Here is a 23,893-nt window from a genome sequence, read left to right as displayed (position 1 = left end):
TTTTCTTATGCTTGGATAAAGACAACCTTTAAATAATTTCCTTCAGGATAATTCTTCGTTGTACGGAAATCCTCAGGAAGTGTATATTCTTCAAGGATACGATAGGTTTGCCCTGATTCTTTAAAGGCCTGCGCAATAAATCCTTTGAATTTCTTCATACCAAATGCACTGCTATTCGTTGATGCCACAATGACGCCGTTCTCAGCTGTGATTTGGATGGCTTCTTTTAATAGCTTCTTATAATCCTTCGCCGCACTGAATGTGTGCTTTTTCGTGCGTGCAAAGGATGGCGGGTCTAAGATGACAAGATCATAAGTCCATCCTTTTTTCGCAGCAAACGGAAAATATTTAAAGACGTCCATGACTTTCATATCCTGCCCGTCCACATCTATATCGTTGACTTCAAACTGTTCAGCTGTTTTTTTCAAACTGCGGTTTGCGACATCTACACTTGTCGTCCGGCTCGCTCCGCCAAGCGCTGCTGCCACGGAGAAAGCGCCTGTGTAAGAAAATGTATTAAGCACGCTCTTTCCTTTTGCATAACGATCTCGAATCGCTTTTCTCACATGACGTTGATCAAGAAAAATGCCTGTCATCGCACCATCATTTAAGTAAACCGCTACGTTCATGCCATTTTCTTTCACGATGAGAGGAAATTCACCTTTCTCTCCCTTCACAAAATCATCATCTTCTATATACTGTCCAGACGTATCAAATCGTTTCTTTTCATAAATGCCTTTATAGTCTGGATATACTTGCTCAAGTGCAGCCAATACTTCCGCCTTTAATGTATAGACTCCTTCGCTATACCATTGGATGAGATAGAAACCGTCATAATGATCAATCGTGAAGCCGCCAATTCCATCACCCTCTCCGTTGAACACACGGAAAGCAGTCGTCTGCGCATCACGAAATAAATGCGTTCTGCTTTTCGCTGCCTGCTCAAGCTTGGAGACAAAAAAGGCTTGGTCTATTTTTTCGTTGGCATCAAATGTGATTACCCAGCCGATTCCTTTATTTTGTACACCATAATATCCTTTTCCTAAAAAGGCGCCTCGCTCATCCACCCATTCAATCAGCTCGCCTTCTTTCACACCGCTTACATGAGATACAGCATCTTTGGAAATGAGCGGATATCCCTTTTTCACTTGTTCTGCAAATGTTTGTTTTAATGAGATTTTTTTCATTTGTGTCATCCTTATCCTAAATTGACTCTCTCTATCCTATCATATGAATGTATACGTTACTCCTATTATGATAAGATGAGGAGAAAAATATCAACACACCATAGAGGAGGCTCTTTTTTTGACGACATTACGATTAGATCATACAGGTATTATGGTCACAAATATTGATCAGTCCATTGATTTTTATGAAAAGGTCGTGGGCATGAAATTAAAGGATCGCATCACTCATACAAACGGAGTCATTGAGCTTGCATTTCTCGGTTTTAAAGATGAGACAGAAACGGAAATTGAGCTCATCCAAGGGTACAGCAGCGACCTGCCATCTGAAGGAAAGGTCCATCATCTTGCCTTTACAACAGACAATATTCATGCTGAATTCAATCGTATTCAAAAGCTGCAAATTGAATTAATTGATGAAGAAATTACGACGTTACCAAATGGATACTGCTACTTCTTTTTCAGAGGCCCAGACCAAGAATGGATCGAATTCTTCCAGCGCTAATATTTCCTAGGAAATGGGGCCAGTTACCTTTATCATCATATAAACTGCGATATTTCTTAGGCTCCATAAAAGAAAAAGAGTAAGAGCATCCATATGCCCTTACTCTTTTTTTATAACACCTTACTAAGAAATGATTTTGTCCGCTCATGCTGCGGGTTTCCAAAGAGAGCCTCCGGTTTGTCTTCTTCGACAATATATCCGCCATCCATAAAGAGCACGCGGTCTCCTACCTCTCTCGCAAAGCCCATTTCATGTGTGACCACAATCATTGTCATGCCTTCGACGGCTAATTGTTTCATAACTGCTAATACATCCCCGACGACTTCAGGGTCAAGAGCAGATGTCGGTTCATCGAATAATAACACTTTCGGGTCCATTGCCAAGGCTCTTGCAATGGCGACACGCTGTTTTTGTCCACCAGATAATTGGTTAGGGTAGCTTTTGGCTTTGTCTTTTAAGCCGACCTTTTCAAGCAGGTCTATTGCTTTATCGACTGCCGCCTTCTTGTCGGCGCCTTTTACCTTCATCGGTGCGATCGTGATGTTTTCTAAAACGGTTTTATGAGGAAATAAATTAAAGTGCTGAAACACCATCCCCACTTCTTGTCGTACTTTATTGATATTCACCTTTGGATCTGTAATCGTATGTCCGTGGACAACGACTTCGCCAGCCGTAATATCTTCTAATTTATTGAGACATCTTAGAAACGTGCTTTTGCCTGATCCAGAAGGACCAATCACACACACTACTTCCTTTTCCTCGATGACTGCATTAATGTCCTTTAACACTTCGTGATCGCCAAAGGATTTCTTTAAATTTTTCACCGTAATCATACTCATTTGATATCAAATCTCCTTTCTGCGTAGCTAGCCAGTAGAGAAAGTAAATAAATGATCACGAAATAAATGATACCGACAATGAGCCAGACATTCAAAGGATCAAATGTTGCCGATGCTTGTACTTGTCCCCGCTGCATAATATCGGCGATTCCGATAATCGATAAGAGAGACGTGTCCTTCAAGCTGATGATGGCTTGGTTTGTAATCGCTGGAAGCATGCGGCGGAATGCCTGCGGAAGGACGATAAAGCGCATGTTTTGTCCCCCTGTAAAACCTAAGGAACGTGCAGCTTCTGTTTGTCCTTTATCAATGGACTGAATTCCTGCACGAATAATTTCTGAGAAATAAGCCCCTGCATTAATCGCTACTGTAATAATCCCTGCCGGCACTCGATCAAGCGATATGAATTCAAGTGTATTCAAACCAAAGTAAATGAAGAATAGCTGTACGATAAATGGTGTGCCTCGAATGGCATTGACAAAGACAAGTGCGATGAAGTTTAAGATTTTAAAAGGTGACAGACGGAATAATGCCACAATCAAACCGATGATAAATCCTAAAATGATGGCAACAACAAAGATATATAAAGTGGTTTGCAAACCATCCATTAAATATGGAAATGCATTAATAATCGTGTCCATGTTTCTCCCTCCCTAATTCACATACGGTGCCACATAAAGAAAGCGCGCTCGGAGCGCGCCTCGCTTGTGTTATGACTTCAAATATTTATCAATAATTTTGTCATATTCACCGTTTTTCTTTAGGTTCTCTAGACCTTTATTGATCTTTTTCAATAGGTCTTGGTTTTTCCCCTTCATCACAGAAATACCATACTGGTCTCCATTCAATCGGTCTCCAACTGTTTTCAATTTTAAATCTTGTTGTGCGATTGCATACGTAATGACAGGATAATCCTCTATTAAGGCATCTGCATTTCCGTTTGAAACTTCTTGGAACATCGATGGGCTGTCATTAAATTGAACCACTTCATACCCATATTTATCTGCGTTATCTGATGCAAATTTTGCACCTGTCGTCCCATTTTTAACAGCTAGCTTTTTCCCCTTTAAATCATCAATTGATTTGATGCTGCTGTCCTTTTTCACAACAACTGTCAGTCCAGCGTCGAAGTATGGATCTGAGAAATCTACCTTCTTCTTACGCTCATCTGTAATACTCATCCCGCCCATTCCTACATCAAGCTGGCCTGCCTGCATTGCTGGAATAATGCCTGAGAAGTCCATAGCTTCAAGTTTCACTTTGAAGTCTTGGTCTTTCGCGATTGCGTTAATCAGATCAACGTCTATTCCTTCATATTTACCGCCCTTTTCAAATTCAAACGGCGGATATGTTGTATCTATCCCTATTTTATATGTGCCTTTGCCTTCTCCCGAACCGCTGTCCGATTTTGATCCACAGGCTGCCATGACGAGCACAACAATGAGTCCCATGATCAGTAACATCGATTTTTTCATAAAACACGACCCCCTATTGTCAGTTTTGTCTAAATATTCGCAATACCAATAATACTATACCACGCTAAATCTATAGCGTGTGATATTTTTTATCAATACCAAAGATCCATACAATACTAGATCAATAGTCTCTTTAAATTTTACTTTTTTGCGAATAACTCATTTTATTCTAAAAGAAGAGTGATTCACAATCATGATGTGAGATAATCTTACGAAAAAACGAGACATCACCTTGAAAATCTCCGTTTTTTCTAACATACGAAAACAGACTCTTGAATTACCTTCTTCTCTCTATTGATATCGTAATATATTTTTTCCAAAACCCTCTTTTTACCTAAAAATATGTAAACGCATACAAAAAGATGGATGATCCCTATTTCTTTCACAACTGGTTGAATTTACATCAAAAAACATGTTTTACAAATTGCAAGAGAGCGCTTAAAATATAAGAAGATACTGAATATGGAAAGTGAATTCAGATGAATGGACATCGAACTAGATGGATAGATGAAGAAAGGAGGATATAAATTGGCCGAAACAGGTGTTTTGTCGTCCGTTGATGTAGCGAATATGTTAAATGACTGGTATGTCATGATGAAAAAAAGAGAAATACAAGGTGCGATCCAGCTAAAAGAAGAGATTCTTCAAGCGTTTGATCGAATGGAAGAGAATCAAGACGTCTTACTTTACTATCAATTGCTAGAGTACCGTTTTAAGGATCTCATCGAAGATACAGCTTCGTTGGATCATAGTCTTTTTGTTGATGAAAATGCGATCCGTACAGATGACATGCTCAGTTACTATTTCTATTTCTTTAAAGGGATGTATGAAATGCGCAGAGGCAATCAGGATACGGCATTTCACCTTTTAAAATTGGCCGAGGATAAATTAGATCTCGTGCACGATGACATTGAAAAAGCAGAATTTCATTATAAAACAGGGTGTCTTTACTATAATATAAGGTCCACGCTTCTCTCCATACACCACTTAAAGATGGCTTCATCTATTTATGACGCAGATCCATGTTATGTGAAAAAATCAATCAGCTGTCAAATGATGCTCGCTTTGAATTATGCTGATCAATCGAAATATGATGAGGCAGAGTCATTATTTGAAGAAGTGATTCATTCACTAGAACAAATGGAAGACCCAGATTTACTTGGTCACGCGTATTGCAATGCAGCTTTTATTAAAAGTCTTAGAAATGAATACAGTGAAGCTGTGCCGCTCCTAGAAAAAGCTTTATTGATCGAGACATTTGAAACGTCTTCTCCAGGCGGCTACTTACTTGCCATGTATGTCTATACAAAAGCACTGTTCAAGCTGAAAAAGCCTGGTTTGTTCCACTATTATGTACAGCTTTCACTACAAAAAGCAGAAAATTTAAAACAACGAAACATTTCACTTAAATTATCCATTTTAGAAACACTTATGCTTCAGCCAGACAACATGATGGAGCAAATCAAATCTTATTGTGATCAATTAGAATCTATGAATTTCCTTGTCGATCTTGAAGCCATCTGTCAGGATGCAGCTGCTTACTTAACGGATCTTGGACTTCATGAAGAATCCACTTATTTCTGGAACAAGGCGTTGTCCTTAAAAACTTGTTAAAAATATGGAGTGATGTATGATGAAAAAATGGTTTATCACAACTGCGATTTTGACACTCTTGATAACAGGTGTTTCCATTGGCGCTTCTATCCAAAAAGACAGCCAATCTGCACAATCTCAAGATATCATTCAAAAGAGAGACCGCGGCACCAATCCTTAAAAATGAAAAAGAGCAGCTGTGAATATAACAGCTGCTCTTTTCTATGCGCTAATCAATTTCTCGTTTAATATTTTGCATTTTTTCATCTAAGTAATGGGCGATATCTGCCGCTTCCTTCAATTCATCGGTCAGCTGATGAGGGACATCGTTTTGCAGTTTATAATAGATTTTATGTTCAAGGCTCGCCCAAAAATCCATCGCTATGGTCCGCACCTGAATCTCAACCTTCACATGCTCCACACGATTCGTTAAGTACACAGGGATTTCCACAATTAAATGAAGACTTCTGTAGCCATTTGGTTTTGGATGTTGAATGTAATCCTTCACTTCAAGGATTTTTAGATCCTCTCTTTGCCTCAATACATCCATAATATTATAGATATCTTGAATAAAAGAGCAGATGATACGGACACCTGCGATATCATGGATATACTCCTTGGCACATTGTGTTGTGATGTCGCATCCTTTTCTTGCTAATTTATTTACAATGCTTTCAAAGGATTTGATTCGTGATTTTGTATGCTCTATTGGATTGTGTCCATGGATTAAATTATATTCCTGGCTGATAATTGAAAACTTTGTATCCATTTCATCTAATGCAAATTTATATACTAATAATTCATTTTTCCAGTCTTCCATGACGTTTTTCAAATCTTCTACATGAGTTGCTGACATATTCATTTCTTTTTGTCATCTCCTTTTGGGAAACGGCGGCTGCACCGCTTTCCGTTTACTAGACGGAGAAAAGACTCAAAAGGTTTTAAAAAATACGTCGTCAGCCTCGCTGTTTGTAATACGTTAACGCCAGCGCAAGCGCGAGTACAGAGCCTTTCACAATATCCATCGCGTAATAAGGGACAGACATCATCACAAGTCCATTTTGCAAAATACCGATGAGCACAGCCCCAATAAACGTACCAAATGCATTTGGCTTTCCTGCTCCCATGACGGAAAAACCGATAAAAGCTGCCGCTACGCCATCCATTAAATAAGGTGCGCCAGCATTTATTTCCGCTGTCATCACCCTTGATGCCAGCACAATACCACCGATTGCTGCAAATAAAGCCGAGAGCAGATATGCTGCGATTTTATATTTGTTTACATGAATACCGGACAAACGAGCCGCTTCCTTATTCCCTCCAATAATGTACATAAATCGGCCGTGCTTTGTGTAGGTCATGAAAACATGTGCAAATAGCACAATGGCTGCCATTAAGAGAATGATATATGGCACCTGGCCGATTTTGCTGAAAAAGGCGGGGATTGTGCCCGTTGAGAATGTACCGTCAGGCAGCACCATGTTTTCAGAAATGGTCGCCCCTTTCGTATACGTTTGAGCCAGTCCTTGAATGATAAACATCATAGCTAATGTCATGAGCATATCTGGAATTTTCATTTTGACAATCATCAAGGCATTGAGTAATCCAACAATAAGGGCAGCCGCTAGCGCAGAGAGGATCGCAATCAGCGGGTTTTGCGAAAACCACACGAACATAGAAATCACAATTGCATTCGATAACGTTGCGACTGATCCGACTGATAAATCAAAGCCGTTTACTGCCAATGAGATGGTAAGGCCCACCGCAATAATGGTCACAATGGAGATAGACCGTAATATATTGATGATATTCCCTGATTGCAAAAACGCTGGATTCGCTGCCGCAAATACCACAATCAATACGACAATGGTTAAGATCGTGCCATATCGATAAAAGAAATCAAATAGATGAAAGGATGGCCGCTGTTTTTTCATTTGCTGCACAGGGGCTGGAATTTGTCGTTCACTCATGATTGTCCTCCTGTTGAATGATATAAAAGCTCTTCCTCAGTCGTTGGCGCAGTCATTTCCCGGGCAATGCTGCCATCATACAGCACGTAGACTCGGTCTGCGATACCTGCAATCTCCGACAGCTCACTTGACGCATAAATCACAGATTTCCCGCGGGCGGCAAGCTCTGCAATCAGGGTGAAAATATCTTTTTTCGCTCCAACGTCAACGCCTTTTGTTGGTTCATCAAAGAGATAGATATCCGCTTCAGCCAGCAGCCATTTTCCTATGGAAATCTTCTGTTGATTTCCACCGGATAGATGCTTCACCTTTGCTTCAAGAGATGGGGTTTTGACACCAAGCCGTTTGACGATTACGTCTGCTTCCCGCTTTTCCTTCGAACGATGTAAGAAGCTGAACACTCTTGAGAATGAACGAAGACTTGCAGCCGTTAAGTTCCATCCCACGCTCTCTTCTGTTAGAACCCCTTCCTTTCTACGTTCTTCCGGCACAAGGGCCATTCCAGCTCTCACGGCTTGATGAGGCGATGTGATGCGAACGGTTTGACCATGAAGCTGCACAGTTCCCGTCTTTTTTTCTGAGGCGCCGAAAAGGGCTTTACACAATTCCGTTTTTCCAGCACCGACAAGGCCTGCAATTCCGAGAATTTCTCCCTTTTTCACGTGAAGATGAATGTTGCGTAATTTATGCTGGTCGTTTAGCTGCTTCACTTCAAGCACAATAGGTGCATCCTTCAAAGGTGTACGGAGCGGGAATTGCTCCTCTAATGGCGCACCTAGCATTTCTTCAATAATCTGCTGCGGATTTGTATCTTGAACGAGGTGTTTTGCGACATCGGTTCCATTTCGCATCACTGTCAGTTCATCACAGATGGTGAAAATTTCAGGCATGCGATGGGAGATAAACACAATGCCCGTTCCATTCTGTTTCAGCCGATCAATCATTGAGAATAACTTGCTTGTTTCTGTATGACTAAGAGGGGCCGTTGGTTCATCTAAGATTAAAATGCTGCATTTAATCGAAACGGCCTTGGCAATGAGCACCATCTGTTTTTCTGCAAGGGTCAGATCACTCACAAGGCGTTTTGTGGAGATGTCGATGTCCATTTCTTTTAATAGTTGAGCTGCCTTACGGTGCAGCTCTTTCCAGCCGACAAATGTTTTTTTCTCAATCTGATGCATCATCATATTCTCACCAACACTTAAGTAGGGAACTAGCGCCGTATCCACTTCTTGATGGACCGTCTGCACACCATATGAGGCCGCATTCTTTGGGGTTTGAATGGATGCCGCCTGACCATTGATATGGATGCTTCCTTCATAGTGCGAATGAGCGCCAGAAAGAACTTTCATTAACGTGGACTTCCCAGCACCATTCGCTCCAATCAGCGCATGAACCGTCCCTTTTTTTAATGTAAAATTCACTTGATCTAACGCTTTTACTCCTGGGAATTCAATCGAAATATGTTTCATACAAACAAGCGGCGAAGTCATAGGTGTCCTCCTTCTCATGATCATCATCTGAAAAACGAAACACTCTCTATGGAAGAGAGTGCACGTCGTTTATTTTGTATAATGCTTCTTCAAGGTCTTCATCCAATCTTCTTCAAAAGCAGTCGATGAGCCGAACCCCTTCACTTCGTCTGCAAGATTGACCATATTGATGGCTTTTCCTGCTTGTTGAAGCTGATTTTGCGAGATGAGAGAGGCCTCAAGGTCATAGGAAGATGGCGTTTTCTCACTCGCTATTTTCTTCGCAAGAATTCTCACGTCAACAGCGCCGATGAGCTTCGGATCAACCGCTGCTGTGTACTTCCATGGACTTTCTTTCGCTGTCATTTCTTGAAGATCAGCATTTGACACATCAATCCCGTAAATCTTCACTTCTGTTCTTCCTGCTTCCTTTAGCGCTCTTGCTGCGCCAATGGCAAAGGCATCCCACGTGGCAAAAATAGCGTCAAGTTTACCCTTTGGATATTTATTCAGCATGGCTGCTACTGCATTTTGCGTTTGAACAGACGTATCAGAGGAAGCAATGCCAAAGCGGTCAAGTTCCTTGATCCCTTTGTGTTGGTTGAGCGTTTCTTGATAGACCTTGTTTCGTCTCACCATTGGCGGGAACCCATCTACCCAGAGGTATGCAATATTTGCTTTTTCTTTAAAATCAGATACGAGTGCGTCTAATGATTTTTTCGCTAATTGTTCGTCATCTTGAGACGTCACTGTGACCCCTTTGATGTCCTTCAGCTTAGGATTCGAATCAAACGCTACGACTGGAATGCCCTTCGCTGTAATCTTTTTCACGTCAGCGACGGTCGCCTCGTCGTCCCCATGAGAGATGATAAAGCCATCATAATTTTCTTCCAGCGCCTGAGAGATCGCATCATGGAATTTCGCTGTATCTCCATTTGCGGTGTAGACATCTACCGTAAAGCCAAGCGCTTCACCTTCTGCCTTCGTCCCAGCTAAAAACTGCGCTGTATGATCATCTCCTCCGATTTTACGGATGACTTTAATTTTTGCTCCCTGTCCCTTTGCAAATCGCTTCGGTACATTGTCAAAGGAGACCTTTTCGTTCGCATTTGCCTTTGAGCCTGCACTTGATCCAGTGCCGCAGCCCGTTAATAGGATCGTCAATACCATTAATAATATAAGACATGATGTAAAATGCTTACGCTTCATTGCTGTTCCTCCTCAAGTTGTTTTTATTTTTCACATCGGAAAACTAGGTAAAACAGTGGGAAAACGCCAGTAAACTGTTCTTTCATTTGAAAAAGAGACGAAAAAAAGCCTCTCCTGGAAGAGAGGCTTGATCACCGTTGCATGAAACATGTATCGGGAAGTCTTCCTCTCTTATCTGTCAAAGCTGTAACAGCTTTGCAGGAATTAGCACCAATTTCTATAGTAGAAACGGTTGCCGGGCGTCATAGGGCCAGTCCCTCTGCCTCTCTTGATAAGAGATCCGTTATGAAATTTTGTTTTAGTTAAAATGTCTTCTTTACTTTAATGTGATGTCACATCAATGTCAATGATTTTTTTGAAAATTTAAAACAATGCGTTTGTGGTTCAGACATGCTTAACTTCCGATGATTTTCTTAGCAGGTGATGATTTCTTCAGGCGAAAGTCATATTTTTTCTCATTCACAAATTGTGGATTGAGGTGTGCTGATCCTTTATCTTGGCCGCTTTTCAAGAGATACGTTTTGTAGCCTTCCATCCATTTCCCACGCCATACCCACTGTGATGCCTTTGCACCTTTTCGGTCGTCATACACGTTCTTCTGGAAGGTATTCTTTTGATTCACTCCATAAAGATTCACGACTAAGTAATGCGAGGCACTCGCTGTCATAATATTATTCGTGATTCGATTGTTCACGGCTTGATATTGCATCAACAATTGACCGCCTTCTAAGCCGGCTGTGTCATTTTTGTACAAAATATTATGTGAGATCGTCGTATTTGTTGTTCCGCCTCGCTTTTTATCATAGCCGCCAATTGAAATACCTGTATAACGGTTCAAATACACTTGATTGTGTTCGATGCGAATGCGATCTGCCATTTTTCCTTTATGTTCACTTGTGACTTCAATCCCCAGGTCATTGTGATGTGTGATGTTATGATCAATCACAATGTCCTTCCCGCCATCAACATAAATTCCGCCAGCGGAGATGTCTTTGCCATAGGCTGGATTCCCTGCACTCGTAATCTCATATACTTTGTTTTTAGATACGACACCATTTCTAACTTGATCGTACTTTTTAGAAGGTGCTACGTTCTCAAAACCAATTAAATCAATGCCTATATTATCTGTGTGGCGAACCGTGTTATGTGTCACACGGAACTTGTTGACGTTCCCATTTAGCACAAGCGCTTCACTGAAGCCAAGCTTTAATTTTTCAACAGTGTTTCCTTTGATTTCAATGTCTTCAATGGCCGCAGGAGCTTTTGTTCCATAGACCGCAATACCGTGTGCATTCCCATTTTTGTGTTTCGTCTGAATGTCATACACTCGGTTGTTGAGCAGTTTGACGCCTTTGCCGCTTCCTTTGATGAAAATACCGACTGGTGTCACATCTTCCTTATTCGTCTTGAGATGTCCCACCGTCAGACCTTTGAGGGTGATGTAGCTTTTTTGATCGATCGTGACAAGACCGCCATCTGCTTGATTTCCTTTAAGAGAAGCCCCGCTAATGACAGGTTTTTCTTTTCCGTAAGCTTGAAAGATAACGGGTGCTTTCTTTGTACCTGAATGGCGGACAATCAATTTCTCTTTGTATGTGCCGCCTCTCATGTAAATGGTTGCCCCGGCTTTCGCCATACTTGCCGCTTTTTTCAGCGTGCGAAAAGGTTTTTGCTTCGTTCCCGGGTTTTTGTCGTTTCCGTTTGGCGCCACGTAATAGGCTGTGCTTTGCTTAGCGCCAGCCTCCTCTGTCATCGCTTGACAGCCGAAGCTGATCACGGTCATGAATAAAATAAGTAAAATGCCTAGTATCGCTCGTTTCATCTTGTTGTTTGCTCCTTTCACTTCTCTTCTTCCTTTATCGGTTAAAAAAAAGAGGATTAAAATATGAGAATGCCCCTTGCAATGTACTAGTCAAAAGGTGTATGGTTGAAAGAATATCTTACAGGAAAATCATCCGCTTTTAAATTGTCAGATTAATCAGTTAATAATGCATTTGGATTTTATTTCTTTATTAAAAAGGGGTGACATGAGGCAGACTGATGGCAGAGAGAAGGAAAGCGCTTTAACAGATTTTTCTTATCTGAATTCCAGAAAAGCTATTGCTTATATTTTGTGAAGGTATAGAATAGAATCATAATTATTTCATATTATTAGAATTTTCAAATAATCAAACAGCAAGGAGATTTACGATGCCAAAACAACCCATCCGCGTTGAACTTAGTTCAACAAAAAAACCAAAACCTCAATCTGATCAACTTGAATTCGGAAAAATCTTCACAGATCACATGTTTGTGATGGATTATTCCATTGATCAAGGCTGGTACGATCCCAGAATTATACCTTATCAGGCCATTCCAATGGACCCAGCTTCGATGGTCTACCATTATGGGCAATCTGTTTTTGAAGGCTTAAAAGCTTATGTTTCTGAGGATCAGAAAATTCTCTTATTCCGTCCGGAAAAGAACATGGAACGCTTAAACAGATCCAATGACCGCCTGTGTATCCCGCAAATTGATACAGAAACGGTTTTAGAGGGCTTAAATGAACTCATTCGCATTGATAAGGATTGGGTACCTGATGCAGAGGGCACTTCCTTGTATATCCGTCCATTCATTATTTCCACTGAGCCGTATTTAGGCGTTGCGCCGTCAAGCACGTATAAGCTGCTGATTATCTTATCTCCAGTGGGATCTTACTATAAAGAAGGCATCCACCCGGTCAAAATTGCAGTTGAAAACGAATTTGTCCGTGCCGTTAAGGGCGGGACAGGAAATGCCAAAACAGCTGGAAACTACGCCTCAAGCCTCAAGGCACAGCAAGTCGCTGAAACCAAAGGCTTTTCACAGGTTCTTTGGCTTGATGGAGTCGAGAAAAAGTACATTGAAGAAGTCGGGAGTATGAATATCTTCTTTAAAATCAAAGGAGAAATCGTGACGCCTGAATTGAACGGCAGCATTTTAGAAGGCATCACCCGTAACTCTGTACTTGAGCTGTTAAAACATTGGGGTATTCCAGTGACAGAGCGTAAAATTTCGATTGATGAGTTAATTGAAGCACATCAATCAGGTGAGCTTGAAGAAATCTTTGGAACTGGAACGGCGGCCGTCATCTCTCCTGTCGGGGAATTAATTTATCACGATCAGCCATATGTAATTCAAGATGGTCAAACAGGTGAAGTATCGAAGAAATTGTACGAAGCCATTACTGGTATTCAAAAAGGAACACAGCCAGATATCTTCGGCTGGACAGTAGAAGTCGACTCGGTCGTCAAACAGACTTAAGCATGTAAAAGAACCTTTCAGTCATGAAGGGTTCTTTTTTTGTTTATTTACCCCTCCAATATACCTTATAATGGTAATCATACGTATAAGGAGTGATGGTATGTTTTTTACTTATCTACTAGCGTTCTTTGGTATTTGTATCGGATCGATGATCATAGCTACAGGTTTCGACGATTCACCGTTCCTCACCCGGTTTCTATTTAAGTTTCTCGGAATTTCTATCTTTGTTCTTTCTATTACTTTTGTGAAGGTTAGACGAAGGAGGTTACGCAACAAAAAGGCGAAATAGACTCAGATGTCCAGTCAGCCTTCCATCAAATTGTGCACCAAAACAAGACCGATACCCCCACAATCGCCCCTGCATATATCCACTGTTTCCTTTTTATGCTCCGCTTTCTTTCGATCAGTAAAAAGATCTCTGGTAAAAAGACGATGATGATTTCTAGGATAAAGACAAGGTGATAAACAAGCGGCATGGGCTGGAAATCAAAGTCTCTTTCATCTCCACCAATCGTTGCGAAATACATCAACAGGTTGGTCACTGGAATGGTAAAACAAACGAGCAGGCGGAGAACATAAATCCACACATACTGTCTATGACGAATAAGACCAATAAATGAAGCAATGATGCCATACAAAAACAAGACCACTGTGCCGTAACTCATCAGTGGTTGAACGATAAAGCCGTAAAGCATTAAACCAATTGCAACCATATTCAAACCGTCCTTTCTTTGAAGCCATACATGCTGTTTTTTCTATCATACACTTCTTTCTTGAATTCCCATATGGGGCAATGATAAAAAACGACCCCATAAAGGGGCCATTTTGTTTTACGCTTTGACTGATTTGAAGAATTGCGGTAAATATTCACGATGCGCTTCGAGCATTTCATCTAAAATTTGCTTTGCAATTTCATCAGATGGGACAAGCGGATTAATCGTCATCGCCACAAGAGCCGTCTCGTAATCTCCTGTTACAGCCGCTTCTGCTGCCACACGCTCGAATGATTTGATTTGTTGAACGAGCCCTCTCACAGCTACAGGCAGATCGCCCGTCGCAATTGGTTTTGGTCCGTCCTTCGTAATGATACAGTTCACTTCAACCGCTGATTCAGCCGGAATGCTGGCAATCGCCCCTCTGTTCACTGTATTGACAGGTTGGATGTCATGCTTATCATTATAGATGGAGCTGATTAAGTTACATGCCGCATCACTGTAATATGCCCCGCCTCTTTTTTCGAGCTGCGGTGGTTTAATCGATAAATCAGGATTTTTATAGAGCTCAAATAATTCTTGCTCAACCTGCTGTACAACCTCTGCTCTTGTTCCTTTTTCTTGGGCTGCTTTTTGCTCTTCTTCCAGCATATCTTTTGTTTTATAGTAATAGCGATGATACGGACATGGGATCACCCCTAAGCCTTTTACAAAAGAAGGTTCCCAGTTTTTCGCTTCAATGTTCTTCATAGACCACTGACTATTCGGATTTCCCAATTCATCGAGCACTTGATCCTTGATGCTGACCCCGTCTAAATACACGTCTAACCCATAGACCATGTGATTGAGGCCCGCAAACTGTACCTCGATCCGCTCAACATCTACATCAAGCGCCTTGGCAATCCCCATTTTCATCCCAATGGGTACATTGCATAGACCGACTACTTTTTTTAGATTCGTGTAGCGCAGCACAGCTTCTGTGACCATGCCCGCCGGATTTGTAAAGTTCACAAGCCATGCATCTGGACAAAGTTCTTCCATATCCTTCACGATATCTAGAATGACTGGGATGGTTCGAAGTCCTTTAAATAAACCGCCTGGTCCGTTCGTTTCCTGACCGATGACGCCGTATTTGAGCGGGATTCTCTCATCTTTTGCCCGTGCTTCCAGCAGTCCTACACGAAATTGTGTCGTCACGAAATCTGCGTCCTTCAGGGCTTCCCGGCGGTCAAGCGTCAGGTGTACCTCAATCGGCAGACCCGCTTTTTCAACCATGCGTTTCGCGAGAGCGCCCACGATGTTTAACTTTTCCTGACCCGCTTCAATATCCACTAGCCATAATTCCTTTACAGGCAATTCATGATATCGTTTGATAAACCCTTCGACAAGCTCAGGCGTATAGCTCGATCCCCCGCCTATTGTGACAATTTTGATTCCATCTTTCATGAATTGACACCTCCGAGTTGCTTCATTTTTTCATGGAGCTCGATGATTTCCGCCGCGAGTTCCTTGACGGTCATTGCGTTCATGAGATGATCCTGTGCATGGATCATTAAGAGACTGATGTCGGTCTTTTCTCCTCTAATTTCTCCTTGGATCAGCTCTGTTTGTGCGTGATGCGCCTCATTTAACGCGTCTTGTGCTTCCTGCAATTTTTGCTTCGCCTCATCAAAATTTCCTTGCTTTGCACATGTAATGGCCTCCATCGCGGAGCTTCTGCCATTCCCGCCGTGTAAGATGAGTTGAAACACAATTTGTTCCATTTCCATCGGCCGCATCCCCCTTGTTTCCTCTATTACATGCTGACGACATTTTCATCAGTTGATGCTTTTGTTTCTAGCTCACTTTCTTCTTTTAATTTCTGCTTATCCCACATTCTAAAGAATGGGTAGTATAAAGCGAATGACAACGCCAGGTTAATCAGCTGCATGACAGCACCAGAGATTTTGCCTCCTGTGGCGAGATAGCCTGAAATGATGGGCGGCATGGTCCATGGGACAGCGATCCCCGCCGGTTTTGCTACAAGTCCTGTGCTCATTCCGATATATGTGGTGATGATCATCATGATTGGCGTAAGGATAAACGGAATGAGAAGCATTGGGTTCATGACAATCGGCATTCCAAAAATGATCGGTTCGTTGATGTTAAAGATGGCTGGCCCAATGGCAAGTCGGCCAAGCTGTTTCATTTGTTTACTTCTGGCACGTAAGATCATCGTCAGCACTAAAGCAAGCGTTGCACCGCTTCCGCCGACATTGATGAAGATTTCAAAGAACTGCGCTGTGAAGATATTTGGCAGCACTTCTCCTGCTTGGAATGCGAGACGGTTCTCATCCATCGCACCGAGCCAAATTGGGCCCATGACGCCGCCGACAATGGTTGCTCCGTGAATACCACATGCCCAGAGGAGCATTTGCACACCAATGGCGACAATACTTCCGCCTAAGCTTCCACCAAGAATGGAAAGCGGTGTGCCAATTAAGACCGTGATGATATTATGAATACTCTCAAATGGTGTCATCTCAATCACAAGTCTAACGACCCAGATCAGCGTGATGACCACAAAACCTGGAATAAGTGCGATAAACGATTTACTCACTGCTGGCGGTACACCATCAGGCATCCTAATGACGATATTCCGCTGGACAATGAATCGGTAAATTTCAGTTGAAAGCATGGCAATAATCATGGCAACGAATAACCCTTTACTGCCCATCAATGTGACTGGAATTCCCCCACCTACTAGGATGGCTTCTGTTGAGCCTTCAGGTGTGAAAGGAACTTGATATGGTGTCGCCAAAAGGAAAGCTGCAACAGCGATCGCACCAGATGATAGGGCATCCACTGCATACTTTTCAGCAAGCCTGTAGGCAATCCCGAAGGTGGCAACAAGTGCCATAATGTCAAAGGTTGCATTAACAGGATAGGATAGTTTCGTGGCCCATTCAGCTCCAAAGATACTTGCCATAAAATCGCTGTATCCTGGGATCGGAAGGTTGGCTAAAATGAGAAACAGTGAACCGACAATAATGAGAGGCATGGTTAAAACAATTCCGTCACGCAATGCTTGTAAATGTCTTTGAGCGGCAATCTTCCCTGCAAACGGCATGACCTTCTCTTCTAGAAATCGGTTGAATCCATTCATCCCTTCCGCCCCCTTTATCCGTTCACTAACTGTTCAGCAGATTTTAAAACCTCAGCCCCATTACATACGCCATAATGCACGGTATTAATGACGTCGACTGGAATTCCTTTTTCTTCTCCGAGCTTTTTCATTTGTGGTAATAAATATCGAACCTGTGGTCCTAATAAAAGCACATCGGCTTGATCAATATGACTTTTTGCTGAATCTCCTGATACTGCCCAAATACGATAGTCTTTTCCTTGTTCTTGTGCGCTTTTCTCCATTTTTGTGACTAGTAAGCTTGTTGACATACCTGCTGCACAAACCAATAAGATGTTCATGTGTAAACGCCCCCTTTTGAAAGTGTGAAGCTTTTCTTTACACATTCATCATATTATGAAACCGCTTTCATAAACACCTATACTTTTTCCTTTAGGAAGCGGAAAAAGTTAAGATCACACTGTTAGTTCTTGTACGAAGGGACCTTTTTATACATGATATCCAGCATGTCTTCAAATGTATCACAGGCGATGAGATGCTGAATGAATTTCACATTATGCACAAGCTCGCCCAGCAGACGGTACATCCCTTTTAAATCTTTGGCATTCTCTTTTTCGACACAAAGCAAGCAGACAAATTGAACTTTTTTCTCTCCCCATATGATCGGTTTTTCTAATGTACATATCGCCCAAAACGTCTCTTCTGTCAGCGGCGTCATAGGGTGCGGAATGGCTGTATAATGCCCGAAGGATGTCGGTGCAGCCTCTTCTCTTTCCATCACAGAAGGTGTAAGCTCTGCTGGTGCTAACCCCATATCGATGATTTTTTCCGTGAGAAAGGTGATGACCTCTTCCTTTGTTTGAAAGGCGCATTTTGTAAAGACCAATTCCTTTTTCATATATTGAGAGGCCAATGTCACCCTTGTTTCACTCGTCAGGGCTTCTTCAATTTTTAAAAAGTCGCCTCCTCCCAAAATGGTGTTTACTTGTATGACTGGAATCGGTAAATCCATCTGAATCGGGACCGTTGTAATAATCAAATCCAGGGCATGTAAAGACACATGCGGAAGCGAATAAAGCTCTGCTGTTCCTAAAATGGTCAGTTTTGACCCAAATTGTGACCGCAAACGATCCTGAAGCAGCCTTGCACTCCCTGCACCAGATGCACAGACAATGAGACATCGCTTCGGCGGAATCTCCATTTTCCTCCTCTCTAAAGCCGCACCAAAATGAAGCGCCATATATCCGATTTCATTCTCATGAATACTCAGCCCCTCCTCTTCTTCTAGGACCCTGCTGGCGATAATACCTGCTTCAAAAGCAAGTGGATACCCCGCCTTTATTTCATCAAGCATCGGATTTCTTAAGTTCATTCCATATTTACACCGGGTCATAGCTGGCTTTAAATGCAGACTCAGTCCAATCATTAATTCCGCATCGCCGGCTAAATCAAGCTGCAGTTTTTGATCAATGGCTTGGAGCATAAGCTGAACAAGACGGCTCGTGTCATCATCCACAATTTGTTTTTGACCACTCGATGAAAAGGACTGTACCATTTTGGCTGTTCCTAATAAATGAATGGCGATATAGACGATCTCCTCTTGTGGAAAAGAGACGTCCAGCAGTCCTTCAAGGCGTTCCACCATTTTTTTAGCGACCTTATATTCCTTTGCCTGTGGTATCTCATTGATTTCCTCTGGCAAAACAGATACATAGTTTCCGTGTCTAATCCGTTTGCAGGCAATCGCAACATGAACGATTAAATTATTCATGCAAATGTCTGATAGATTCATTCTTTCTTCATTGATATAATCAATCATTGTTTTCTGAATCAATTCCAATTCATGTTTTGGCAAAATGGTGACTGCTGTGTTCAGCATCGTTTGGCAGGAACGGCGTTCATTGAATAAATATTCTGACATACAATAACGAATTTTCATCTCCGATCCTTTGATCCGGCAGCCTTTATTCGGCTTCGCTTCCAGCTTCAGATCAAAGGGCTCAAGCTTGCGTTTGACCCATTTCATATCGTTACTCATCGTCGATTTACTAATAAACAGCTGATCCTGTAAGTCTTCCAGTTTCACATAAGACTCTGCGAGAAGCAGCTTCTTTAAAATAAACCGAACGCGCTCCTCCGGCAGAACAGCCAGTGGCTCTTCCTGTTCGACCTCCTCTTTCATAAAACGGCGAAAGGCATTCTCATCGTTGATCAACAGCTCATAGCCAGCTCCTCGAACAGCTGATACAGCCGCTTGATAAGGAGCGAGACGGTCGTTCAGTTCCTTGATGTCTGTACGAATGGTGCGGCTTGTCACTTGTAAGCTGACAGAAAGCGCAGCGCTTGTGAGCGGGGTCTCCGCTGCCATGAGCTGACTTAAGATGTGCGCCAGTCTTTTACTCAGCATCAGATCGCCTCCTTATGTAAGGGTGGAGAATCTGCCTTGTCTGGACAGGGTGTATACGCTTGCAGTTCTCTTCATTACTCATATTCTACTGAAAAGAAATAAAAATTGCCAACTCATTTATATGACAAACGCCCCTATTTATACAACAAACCATATCTAATGACCTATGAATCTTTTTGTAGGACTCTGGCAGAAACCATAAAAAAAGGCGCTACACCTCCGTGTAATCGCCTTTTTTATGAAGGGATCAGCTGGGTAAAGACAACCAGTCTCTTTTCATGAGTCCCTGCTGCATGATCAAATGTCCCTGTACACGTAATGAAATTGAGATTCCGTGTAAAAGCGTACCCGAAAAACGCATTCGGCTTTTCTTCACGCGGATAGCTTTGCACTTTGATCACTTCAAAAGTTCGCTTTTTTCCTGACGAGGACGTCACGATTACCTTGTTTCCCTTTTTTAGCTCCTTTAATCGATAAAAAACAGAAGGTCCCCATTTATTTATCAACATGGCCATTCATGACGGCATTTCCTTTATCTCCTGGCTTTGGACCATCTTTAAACCAAGCTGTGTTGTCCGTATTTTTTGGGACGCCCATACTGCCATCCTTTGATAAAGTTGTTTTCTCCACTTTTGCTTTGACATCAATCGCCGGAATCGCAATTTCAGCCGGGACAATACCAGACGGTTCGTCTTTTAACATGTCTTGTGAATGAGACTGTTTTGCGGCTTGGTTTGTTGTCATTTTTTCAGGAGATGAGGTTGTTTTAGAGGATGACGAATCAACCATAGATTGTGATGCGCAGCCCGTGATGATGAGAAGCATCAGAAGACCAAACAACCACCTTTTCAAGTCAGTCTGCCTCCTTTTAAAGAAAGGAACGGCACGATTGTGCACGTTCCCCTTTCCTTTTTATACGAGCTTAATTTGATGTCTTACGGCGAGTAAGGAAGAACGCACCCGCTGCACCGCCGGCTAGGATCAAACTTGCGATCATTCCCGCAAATGCTTCATATGACATACCTAAAGGACCGGCTGTGCCTCCCATACCTGTTTTCGGCATTTCATTAGGCATGTTGGATTTGAACAGTTCAGGATGCTGATCAACAATCGCTGCTGCGACATCTTGACCGACTATGAACATATGACCGTACGCTTCTCTCACTGTTGGATAAAGCTGATCATATTCGCCATTATGGTAAGACGTATATGTTTTGATCAGCTCATCAATATGCATTTTCAAGCCAGCTTCTAAATCCGCCGCCTTCAAACGTCCATCTGTCGCTTGATCTAGAATTTAACTTGCTTCATCCGATACGCATCTAAGTTTTTCACAGCTTTTTCTTTCGCTTCTTTGTCTCCTGATGCATCCGCTTTGACATAATCAACAAAGTAGCCGATATGGCTTGACCAAATGGCTTTGAATTGTTTTCCTGCATCCTTACCATAAACAGATGCAATCGCATCAGATAAATCATTCGTGTTTTCGTTCAAAGCTGCGGCTGCTTGATCAAAGTCCTTGCTGCCATCATTTCCTTTTTGCATGGCAACGACTGCAAGTGCCAAATGCTCTGAGAACAAGTAGTTTAAATCTTCACGAAGATCTGCAGCTGGTGTATCGACTGATTTATGATCAAATTTCCCAGGAAATTGATCTGTGATCGCCCACGATACGCCTTTGCCTACTTCAAACATATGATGAATGGACTTTCTAACGGTTTCATAGGTCGTATCAAAATCCTTTTCTGTGTAGCTGTCAAACGCTTTTAGCAGTTCATTCACATGCATCTTCAAGCCTTCTTCAAGTTCACTTGCTTTCAATCTCCCGTCTGTTGCTTGATCGAGCATATCGGCTTGTTTCATACGATATTGGTCAAGCTGCTTGACTGCTTTCTTTTTACCTGCTTCATCTTTCTTTGCCGTTGCTTGTACTTAATCAACTAAGTAACCGATATGGCTTGACCAACTGTCTTTGAATTGTTTCCCTGCTTTTTTTCCGTACACAGAGGCGATGGCATCTGATAAGTCATTCGTGTTGTCATTTAACGCTGCCGCTGCTTGATCAAAATCTTTACTGCCGTCAATTCCCTTTTGCATCGTGATCACTGCTAAATAAGCATGCTCCGAAAACAGCTGGTCTAGTGCTGCTCGAAGATCGGTTGCTTTGTTTGACACTTCTTGTGACGAAGACGTCTTCTTTTCCTCTCCATGCATATGTCCTTCGCGTGCACTTGCGATATGAGCTGCCGGAAATATAGTAATGCTGCGCTAAGCGGGATAGTTAAAATCGCTTTTTTCATGTTCATCTGTTATTGCCTCCTCTTTCCGTTTGTTATGTACTTAACGGAAGAAGCATGAAATGGATCATTCAAATCTATTATTTTTTCGTTCAGGGCTCAATCGGTAATGCTTGCATAAAAAAAGCCGGATTATCCGGCTGATACGTTACGACGTTTAGATGCTTTTCGCTCTTTATATATTTTCCTCACCACTGGATAAATCACTGGTGCCCATTTGACAATTTGTTTCAGCCATTTTTTCATTTCTCCCGCGCCTCCTTATTGTCATTCTTACAAGGACGATTCCCCATCTTGTCATGAAATAAACAGGTGCGGGAGAGCAGGAGTTAAATCACGCCTTGTGCGATCATCGCATCTGCCACTTTGCGAAATCCTGCAATATTTGCTCCTACGATTAAGTTTCCAGAGTGTCCATATTCGTCTGCTGTCTCTGTACACTGACGATAAATCGTCTGCATCATTTGTTTCAGCTGATCATCTACTTCTTCAAATGTCCAAGACATTCTTGCACTATTTTGTGCCATTTCCAGTGCTGAGACTCCTACCCCGCCAGCATTCGCCGCTTTTGCCGGCGCAAATAGAATATCATTCTGTTCAAACACTTTGACTGCCTGAAGAGTAGAGGGCATATTAGCTCCTTCTCCTACCGCAATGACACCATTTTCCACGAGCTGCTGCGCTTGCATCTCAGATATTTCATTTTGCGTTGCACATGGAAGCGCAATATCACAAGGAACAGACCAAATTTGTTCACAATCTTCAATCAATTCGGCATGCGGGTGAATGTCTATGTATGCCCCAATCCGTTGATTGCTCACTTCCTTTAGCTGCTTCACAGTCTCAAGTGAAATGCCTTGAGGATCATAAATCGCTCCGCTTGAATCACTGCAAGCAACGACCTTACCGCCTAGCTCCATGACCTTTTCCATCGCATAAATAGACACATTTCCTGATCCAGACACAACAACTGAATGCCCTTCAAATTGCAGTCCATGCGCTTTTAACATTTCTTCCATAAAGTACACCAGTCCATAGCCTGTCGCTTCTTTTCTCGCTAAGCTGCCTCCAAATCCAGGACTTTTCCCTGTGAGCACACCCGCCTCATAAGCACCGCGCATTTTCTTGTACTGTCCGAACATATAGCCAATTTCGCGTGCCCCTACGCCAATATCACCTGCTGGTACATCTTGATCAGGTCCAATATATCGGCTGAGTTCACTCATAAAGCTTTGGACGAAACGCATGATTTCTCCATCAGATTTCCCTTTAGGGTCAAAATCTGATCCACCTTTTCCCCCGCCGATCGGCATACCAGTCAGTGCGTTTTTAAAGATTTGTTCAAATCCTAAAAACTTAATAATGCTTGCATTGACAGATGGGTGGAATCGAATGCCTCCTTTATAAGGACCGATGGCACTATTGAATTGAACCCTGAAACCCCGATTGACTTGTACTTTCCCCTCATCATCTACCCAAGGTACACGAAATACCACAAGCCGCTCAGGCTCAATGAGTCGTTCTAAAATGCCCTGTTTTTCATACTCTGGGTGTTTTGCAAAAACAGGAACGAGTGATTCTAGAATTTCTTTTACGGCTTGCTGAAATTCCTCCTCACCAGGATTTCGTTTTTCCACCTCCTCTAACACACGGTCGATGTAGCTTTGTGCTGTTTGTGCTGCTCGATCTAAGGTCAACATGTCTCATCTGCCTCCTTGTAGATATCTTCACACATTTATCTGTTAGATTTTCTAACGCATATTGAGATTAATTTAACACCATTTGTAAAATCTGATCAATACTGATAACAGATGAAAATGATG

Annotated in this window: 23 protein-coding genes, 1 pseudogene and 1 riboswitch; of the genes and pseudogenes, 4 read left to right on the top strand and 20 right to left on the bottom strand. The window is 42.2% G+C overall.

Annotated features, from left to right (window positions below):
- Nucleotides 1–5 precede the first annotated feature (5 nt).
- A complete protein-coding gene (locus C6Y06_RS01225) occupies nt 6–1,187 on the bottom strand; it encodes a class I SAM-dependent rRNA methyltransferase (RefSeq protein ID WP_106036400.1) in 1,182 nt (393 codons plus the stop codon).
- 118 nt (nt 1,188–1,305) lie between these two features.
- Here C6Y06_RS01225 and glxA point away from each other — a divergent pair, with 118 nt between their 5' ends.
- On the top strand, nt 1,306–1,689 hold the full coding sequence (gene glxA, locus C6Y06_RS01220) for a glyoxalase GlxA (RefSeq protein WP_034660421.1): 384 nt from the start codon (nt 1,306–1,308) through the stop codon (nt 1,687–1,689).
- A 110-nt stretch (nt 1,690–1,799) separates the two neighbouring features.
- Here the strand turns inward: glxA and C6Y06_RS01215 are convergent, their stop codons facing one another.
- From C6Y06_RS01215 to C6Y06_RS01205, 3 genes are all read right to left on the bottom strand, one after another.
- A complete protein-coding gene (locus C6Y06_RS01215) occupies nt 1,800–2,528 on the bottom strand; it encodes an amino acid ABC transporter ATP-binding protein (protein WP_060597561.1) in 729 nt (242 codons plus the stop codon).
- Nucleotides 2,525–3,169 carry an amino acid ABC transporter permease gene (locus tag C6Y06_RS01210; protein WP_003215015.1) on the bottom strand — a complete coding sequence of 215 codons (645 nt, stop codon included), beginning with the start codon at nt 3,167–3,169 and terminating at the stop codon, nt 2,525–2,527. The genes C6Y06_RS01215 and C6Y06_RS01210 overlap by 4 nt, the downstream gene beginning before the upstream one ends.
- A 69-nt stretch (nt 3,170–3,238) precedes the next feature.
- Complete coding sequence (locus C6Y06_RS01205) at nt 3,239–4,003, bottom strand: transporter substrate-binding domain-containing protein (RefSeq protein WP_034660424.1); 765 nt, start codon at nt 4,001–4,003, stop codon at nt 3,239–3,241.
- A 528-nt stretch (nt 4,004–4,531) separates the two neighbouring features.
- Here C6Y06_RS01205 and C6Y06_RS01195 point away from each other — a divergent pair.
- Together C6Y06_RS01195 and C6Y06_RS19970 are read left to right on the top strand one after the other, a co-directional pair.
- Nucleotides 4,532–5,617, top strand: a complete 1,086-nt coding sequence (locus tag C6Y06_RS01195) for a Rap family tetratricopeptide repeat protein (RefSeq protein WP_106036399.1) — start codon at nt 4,532–4,534, stop codon at nt 5,615–5,617.
- A 19-nt stretch (nt 5,618–5,636) separates the two neighbouring features.
- Nucleotides 5,637–5,777 (top strand): hypothetical protein, encoded by a 141-nt coding sequence (locus C6Y06_RS19970; protein WP_162839379.1) that lies wholly within the window; start codon nt 5,637–5,639, stop codon nt 5,775–5,777.
- A gap of 48 nt (nt 5,778–5,825) precedes the next feature.
- On the opposite strand, the gene ywaC is transcribed toward C6Y06_RS19970, so the two are convergent.
- The 5 genes from ywaC to C6Y06_RS01170 all read right to left on the bottom strand — a co-directional run bounded on the left by ywaC (nt 5,826) and on the right by C6Y06_RS01170 (nt 12,069).
- The gene (gene ywaC, locus C6Y06_RS01190; protein WP_003215004.1) at nt 5,826–6,458 is read right to left on the bottom strand and encodes a GTP pyrophosphokinase YwaC; all 633 of its coding nucleotides are present in this window, start codon (nt 6,456–6,458) and stop codon (nt 5,826–5,828) included.
- Nucleotides 6,459–6,552: 94 nt separating this feature from the next.
- On the bottom strand, nt 6,553–7,566 hold the full coding sequence (locus tag C6Y06_RS01185) for an ABC transporter permease (protein WP_034660426.1): 1,014 nt from the start codon (nt 7,564–7,566) through the stop codon (nt 6,553–6,555).
- Nucleotides 7,563–9,059 carry a sugar ABC transporter ATP-binding protein gene (locus C6Y06_RS01180; RefSeq protein WP_066031554.1) on the bottom strand — a complete coding sequence of 499 codons (1,497 nt, stop codon included), beginning with the start codon at nt 9,057–9,059 and terminating at the stop codon, nt 7,563–7,565. Before C6Y06_RS01180 ends, C6Y06_RS01185 begins: the two co-directional genes overlap by 4 nt.
- A gap of 69 nt (nt 9,060–9,128) precedes the next feature.
- The gene (locus C6Y06_RS01175) at nt 9,129–10,247 is read right to left on the bottom strand and encodes a sugar ABC transporter substrate-binding protein (RefSeq protein WP_106036398.1); all 1,119 of its coding nucleotides are present in this window, start codon (nt 10,245–10,247) and stop codon (nt 9,129–9,131) included.
- A gap of 168 nt (nt 10,248–10,415) precedes the next feature.
- Nucleotides 10,416–10,525: riboswitch (SAM riboswitch) on the bottom strand.
- A gap of 116 nt (nt 10,526–10,641) precedes the next feature.
- Nucleotides 10,642–12,069, bottom strand: coding sequence for a DUF1565 domain-containing protein (locus tag C6Y06_RS01170; protein ID WP_106036571.1), 1,428 nt, complete (start codon nt 12,067–12,069; stop codon nt 10,642–10,644).
- A 368-nt stretch (nt 12,070–12,437) separates the two neighbouring features.
- Here C6Y06_RS01170 and C6Y06_RS01165 point away from each other — a divergent pair, with 368 nt between their 5' ends.
- A complete protein-coding gene (locus C6Y06_RS01165; protein WP_060597564.1) occupies nt 12,438–13,529 on the top strand; it encodes a branched-chain amino acid aminotransferase in 1,092 nt (363 codons plus the stop codon).
- Between the two features lie 314 nt (nt 13,530–13,843).
- On the opposite strand, the gene C6Y06_RS01155 is transcribed toward C6Y06_RS01165, so the two are convergent.
- From C6Y06_RS01155 to gdhA, 11 genes and pseudogenes are all read right to left on the bottom strand, one after another.
- Nucleotides 13,844–14,242 carry a hypothetical protein gene (locus tag C6Y06_RS01155; protein WP_106036396.1) on the bottom strand — a complete coding sequence of 133 codons (399 nt, stop codon included), beginning with the start codon at nt 14,240–14,242 and terminating at the stop codon, nt 13,844–13,846.
- A 117-nt stretch (nt 14,243–14,359) separates the two neighbouring features.
- Complete coding sequence (locus tag C6Y06_RS01150; protein WP_060597566.1) at nt 14,360–15,688, bottom strand: 6-phospho-beta-glucosidase; 1,329 nt, start codon at nt 15,686–15,688, stop codon at nt 14,360–14,362.
- Entirely contained in the window at nt 15,685–16,011 is a 327-nt protein-coding gene (locus tag C6Y06_RS01145) for a PTS lactose/cellobiose transporter subunit IIA (RefSeq protein WP_003215078.1), read from the bottom strand. The genes C6Y06_RS01150 and C6Y06_RS01145 overlap by 4 nt, the downstream gene beginning before the upstream one ends.
- A gap of 26 nt (nt 16,012–16,037) precedes the next feature.
- Entirely contained in the window at nt 16,038–17,387 is a 1,350-nt protein-coding gene (gene celB / locus C6Y06_RS01140) for a PTS cellobiose transporter subunit IIC (RefSeq protein ID WP_060597567.1), read from the bottom strand.
- A 14-nt stretch (nt 17,388–17,401) separates the two neighbouring features.
- Nucleotides 17,402–17,707 carry a PTS sugar transporter subunit IIB gene (locus C6Y06_RS01135; RefSeq protein ID WP_034660433.1) on the bottom strand — a complete coding sequence of 102 codons (306 nt, stop codon included), beginning with the start codon at nt 17,705–17,707 and terminating at the stop codon, nt 17,402–17,404.
- Nucleotides 17,708–17,829: 122 nt separating this feature from the next.
- Nucleotides 17,830–19,773: a BglG family transcription antiterminator gene (locus C6Y06_RS01130; RefSeq protein ID WP_060597568.1), complete on the bottom strand. Its 1,944-nt coding sequence runs from the start codon at nt 19,771–19,773 to the stop codon at nt 17,830–17,832.
- A 236-nt stretch (nt 19,774–20,009) separates the two neighbouring features.
- Complete coding sequence (locus C6Y06_RS20270) at nt 20,010–20,288, bottom strand: class F sortase (protein WP_223250417.1); 279 nt, start codon at nt 20,286–20,288, stop codon at nt 20,010–20,012.
- Nucleotides 20,269–20,625, bottom strand: a complete 357-nt coding sequence (locus tag C6Y06_RS20265; RefSeq protein WP_223250416.1) for a class F sortase — start codon at nt 20,623–20,625, stop codon at nt 20,269–20,271. Before C6Y06_RS20265 ends, C6Y06_RS20270 begins: the two co-directional genes overlap by 20 nt.
- A 70-nt stretch (nt 20,626–20,695) precedes the next feature.
- Nucleotides 20,696–22,079 (bottom strand): annotated as a pseudogene (locus C6Y06_RS20510) (copper amine oxidase).
- Nucleotides 22,080–22,202: 123 nt separating this feature from the next.
- Complete coding sequence (locus tag C6Y06_RS20245) at nt 22,203–22,316, bottom strand: hypothetical protein (RefSeq protein ID WP_223250414.1); 114 nt, start codon at nt 22,314–22,316, stop codon at nt 22,203–22,205.
- A gap of 83 nt (nt 22,317–22,399) precedes the next feature.
- Nucleotides 22,400–23,770, bottom strand: a complete 1,371-nt coding sequence (gene gdhA, locus C6Y06_RS01115) for an NADP-specific glutamate dehydrogenase (protein ID WP_060597570.1) — start codon at nt 23,768–23,770, stop codon at nt 22,400–22,402.
- Between the last annotated feature and the right edge of the window lie 123 nt (nt 23,771–23,893).

It is taken from the genome of Bacillus sp. MZGC1 (assembly GCF_002998605.1).
In the GTDB taxonomy this organism is placed as follows: domain Bacteria; phylum Bacillota; class Bacilli; order Bacillales; family Bacillaceae; genus Bacillus.
The sequence above is the reverse complement of the archived record's forward strand: the minus strand, read 5'-3'. Positions and strand labels throughout refer to the sequence as shown.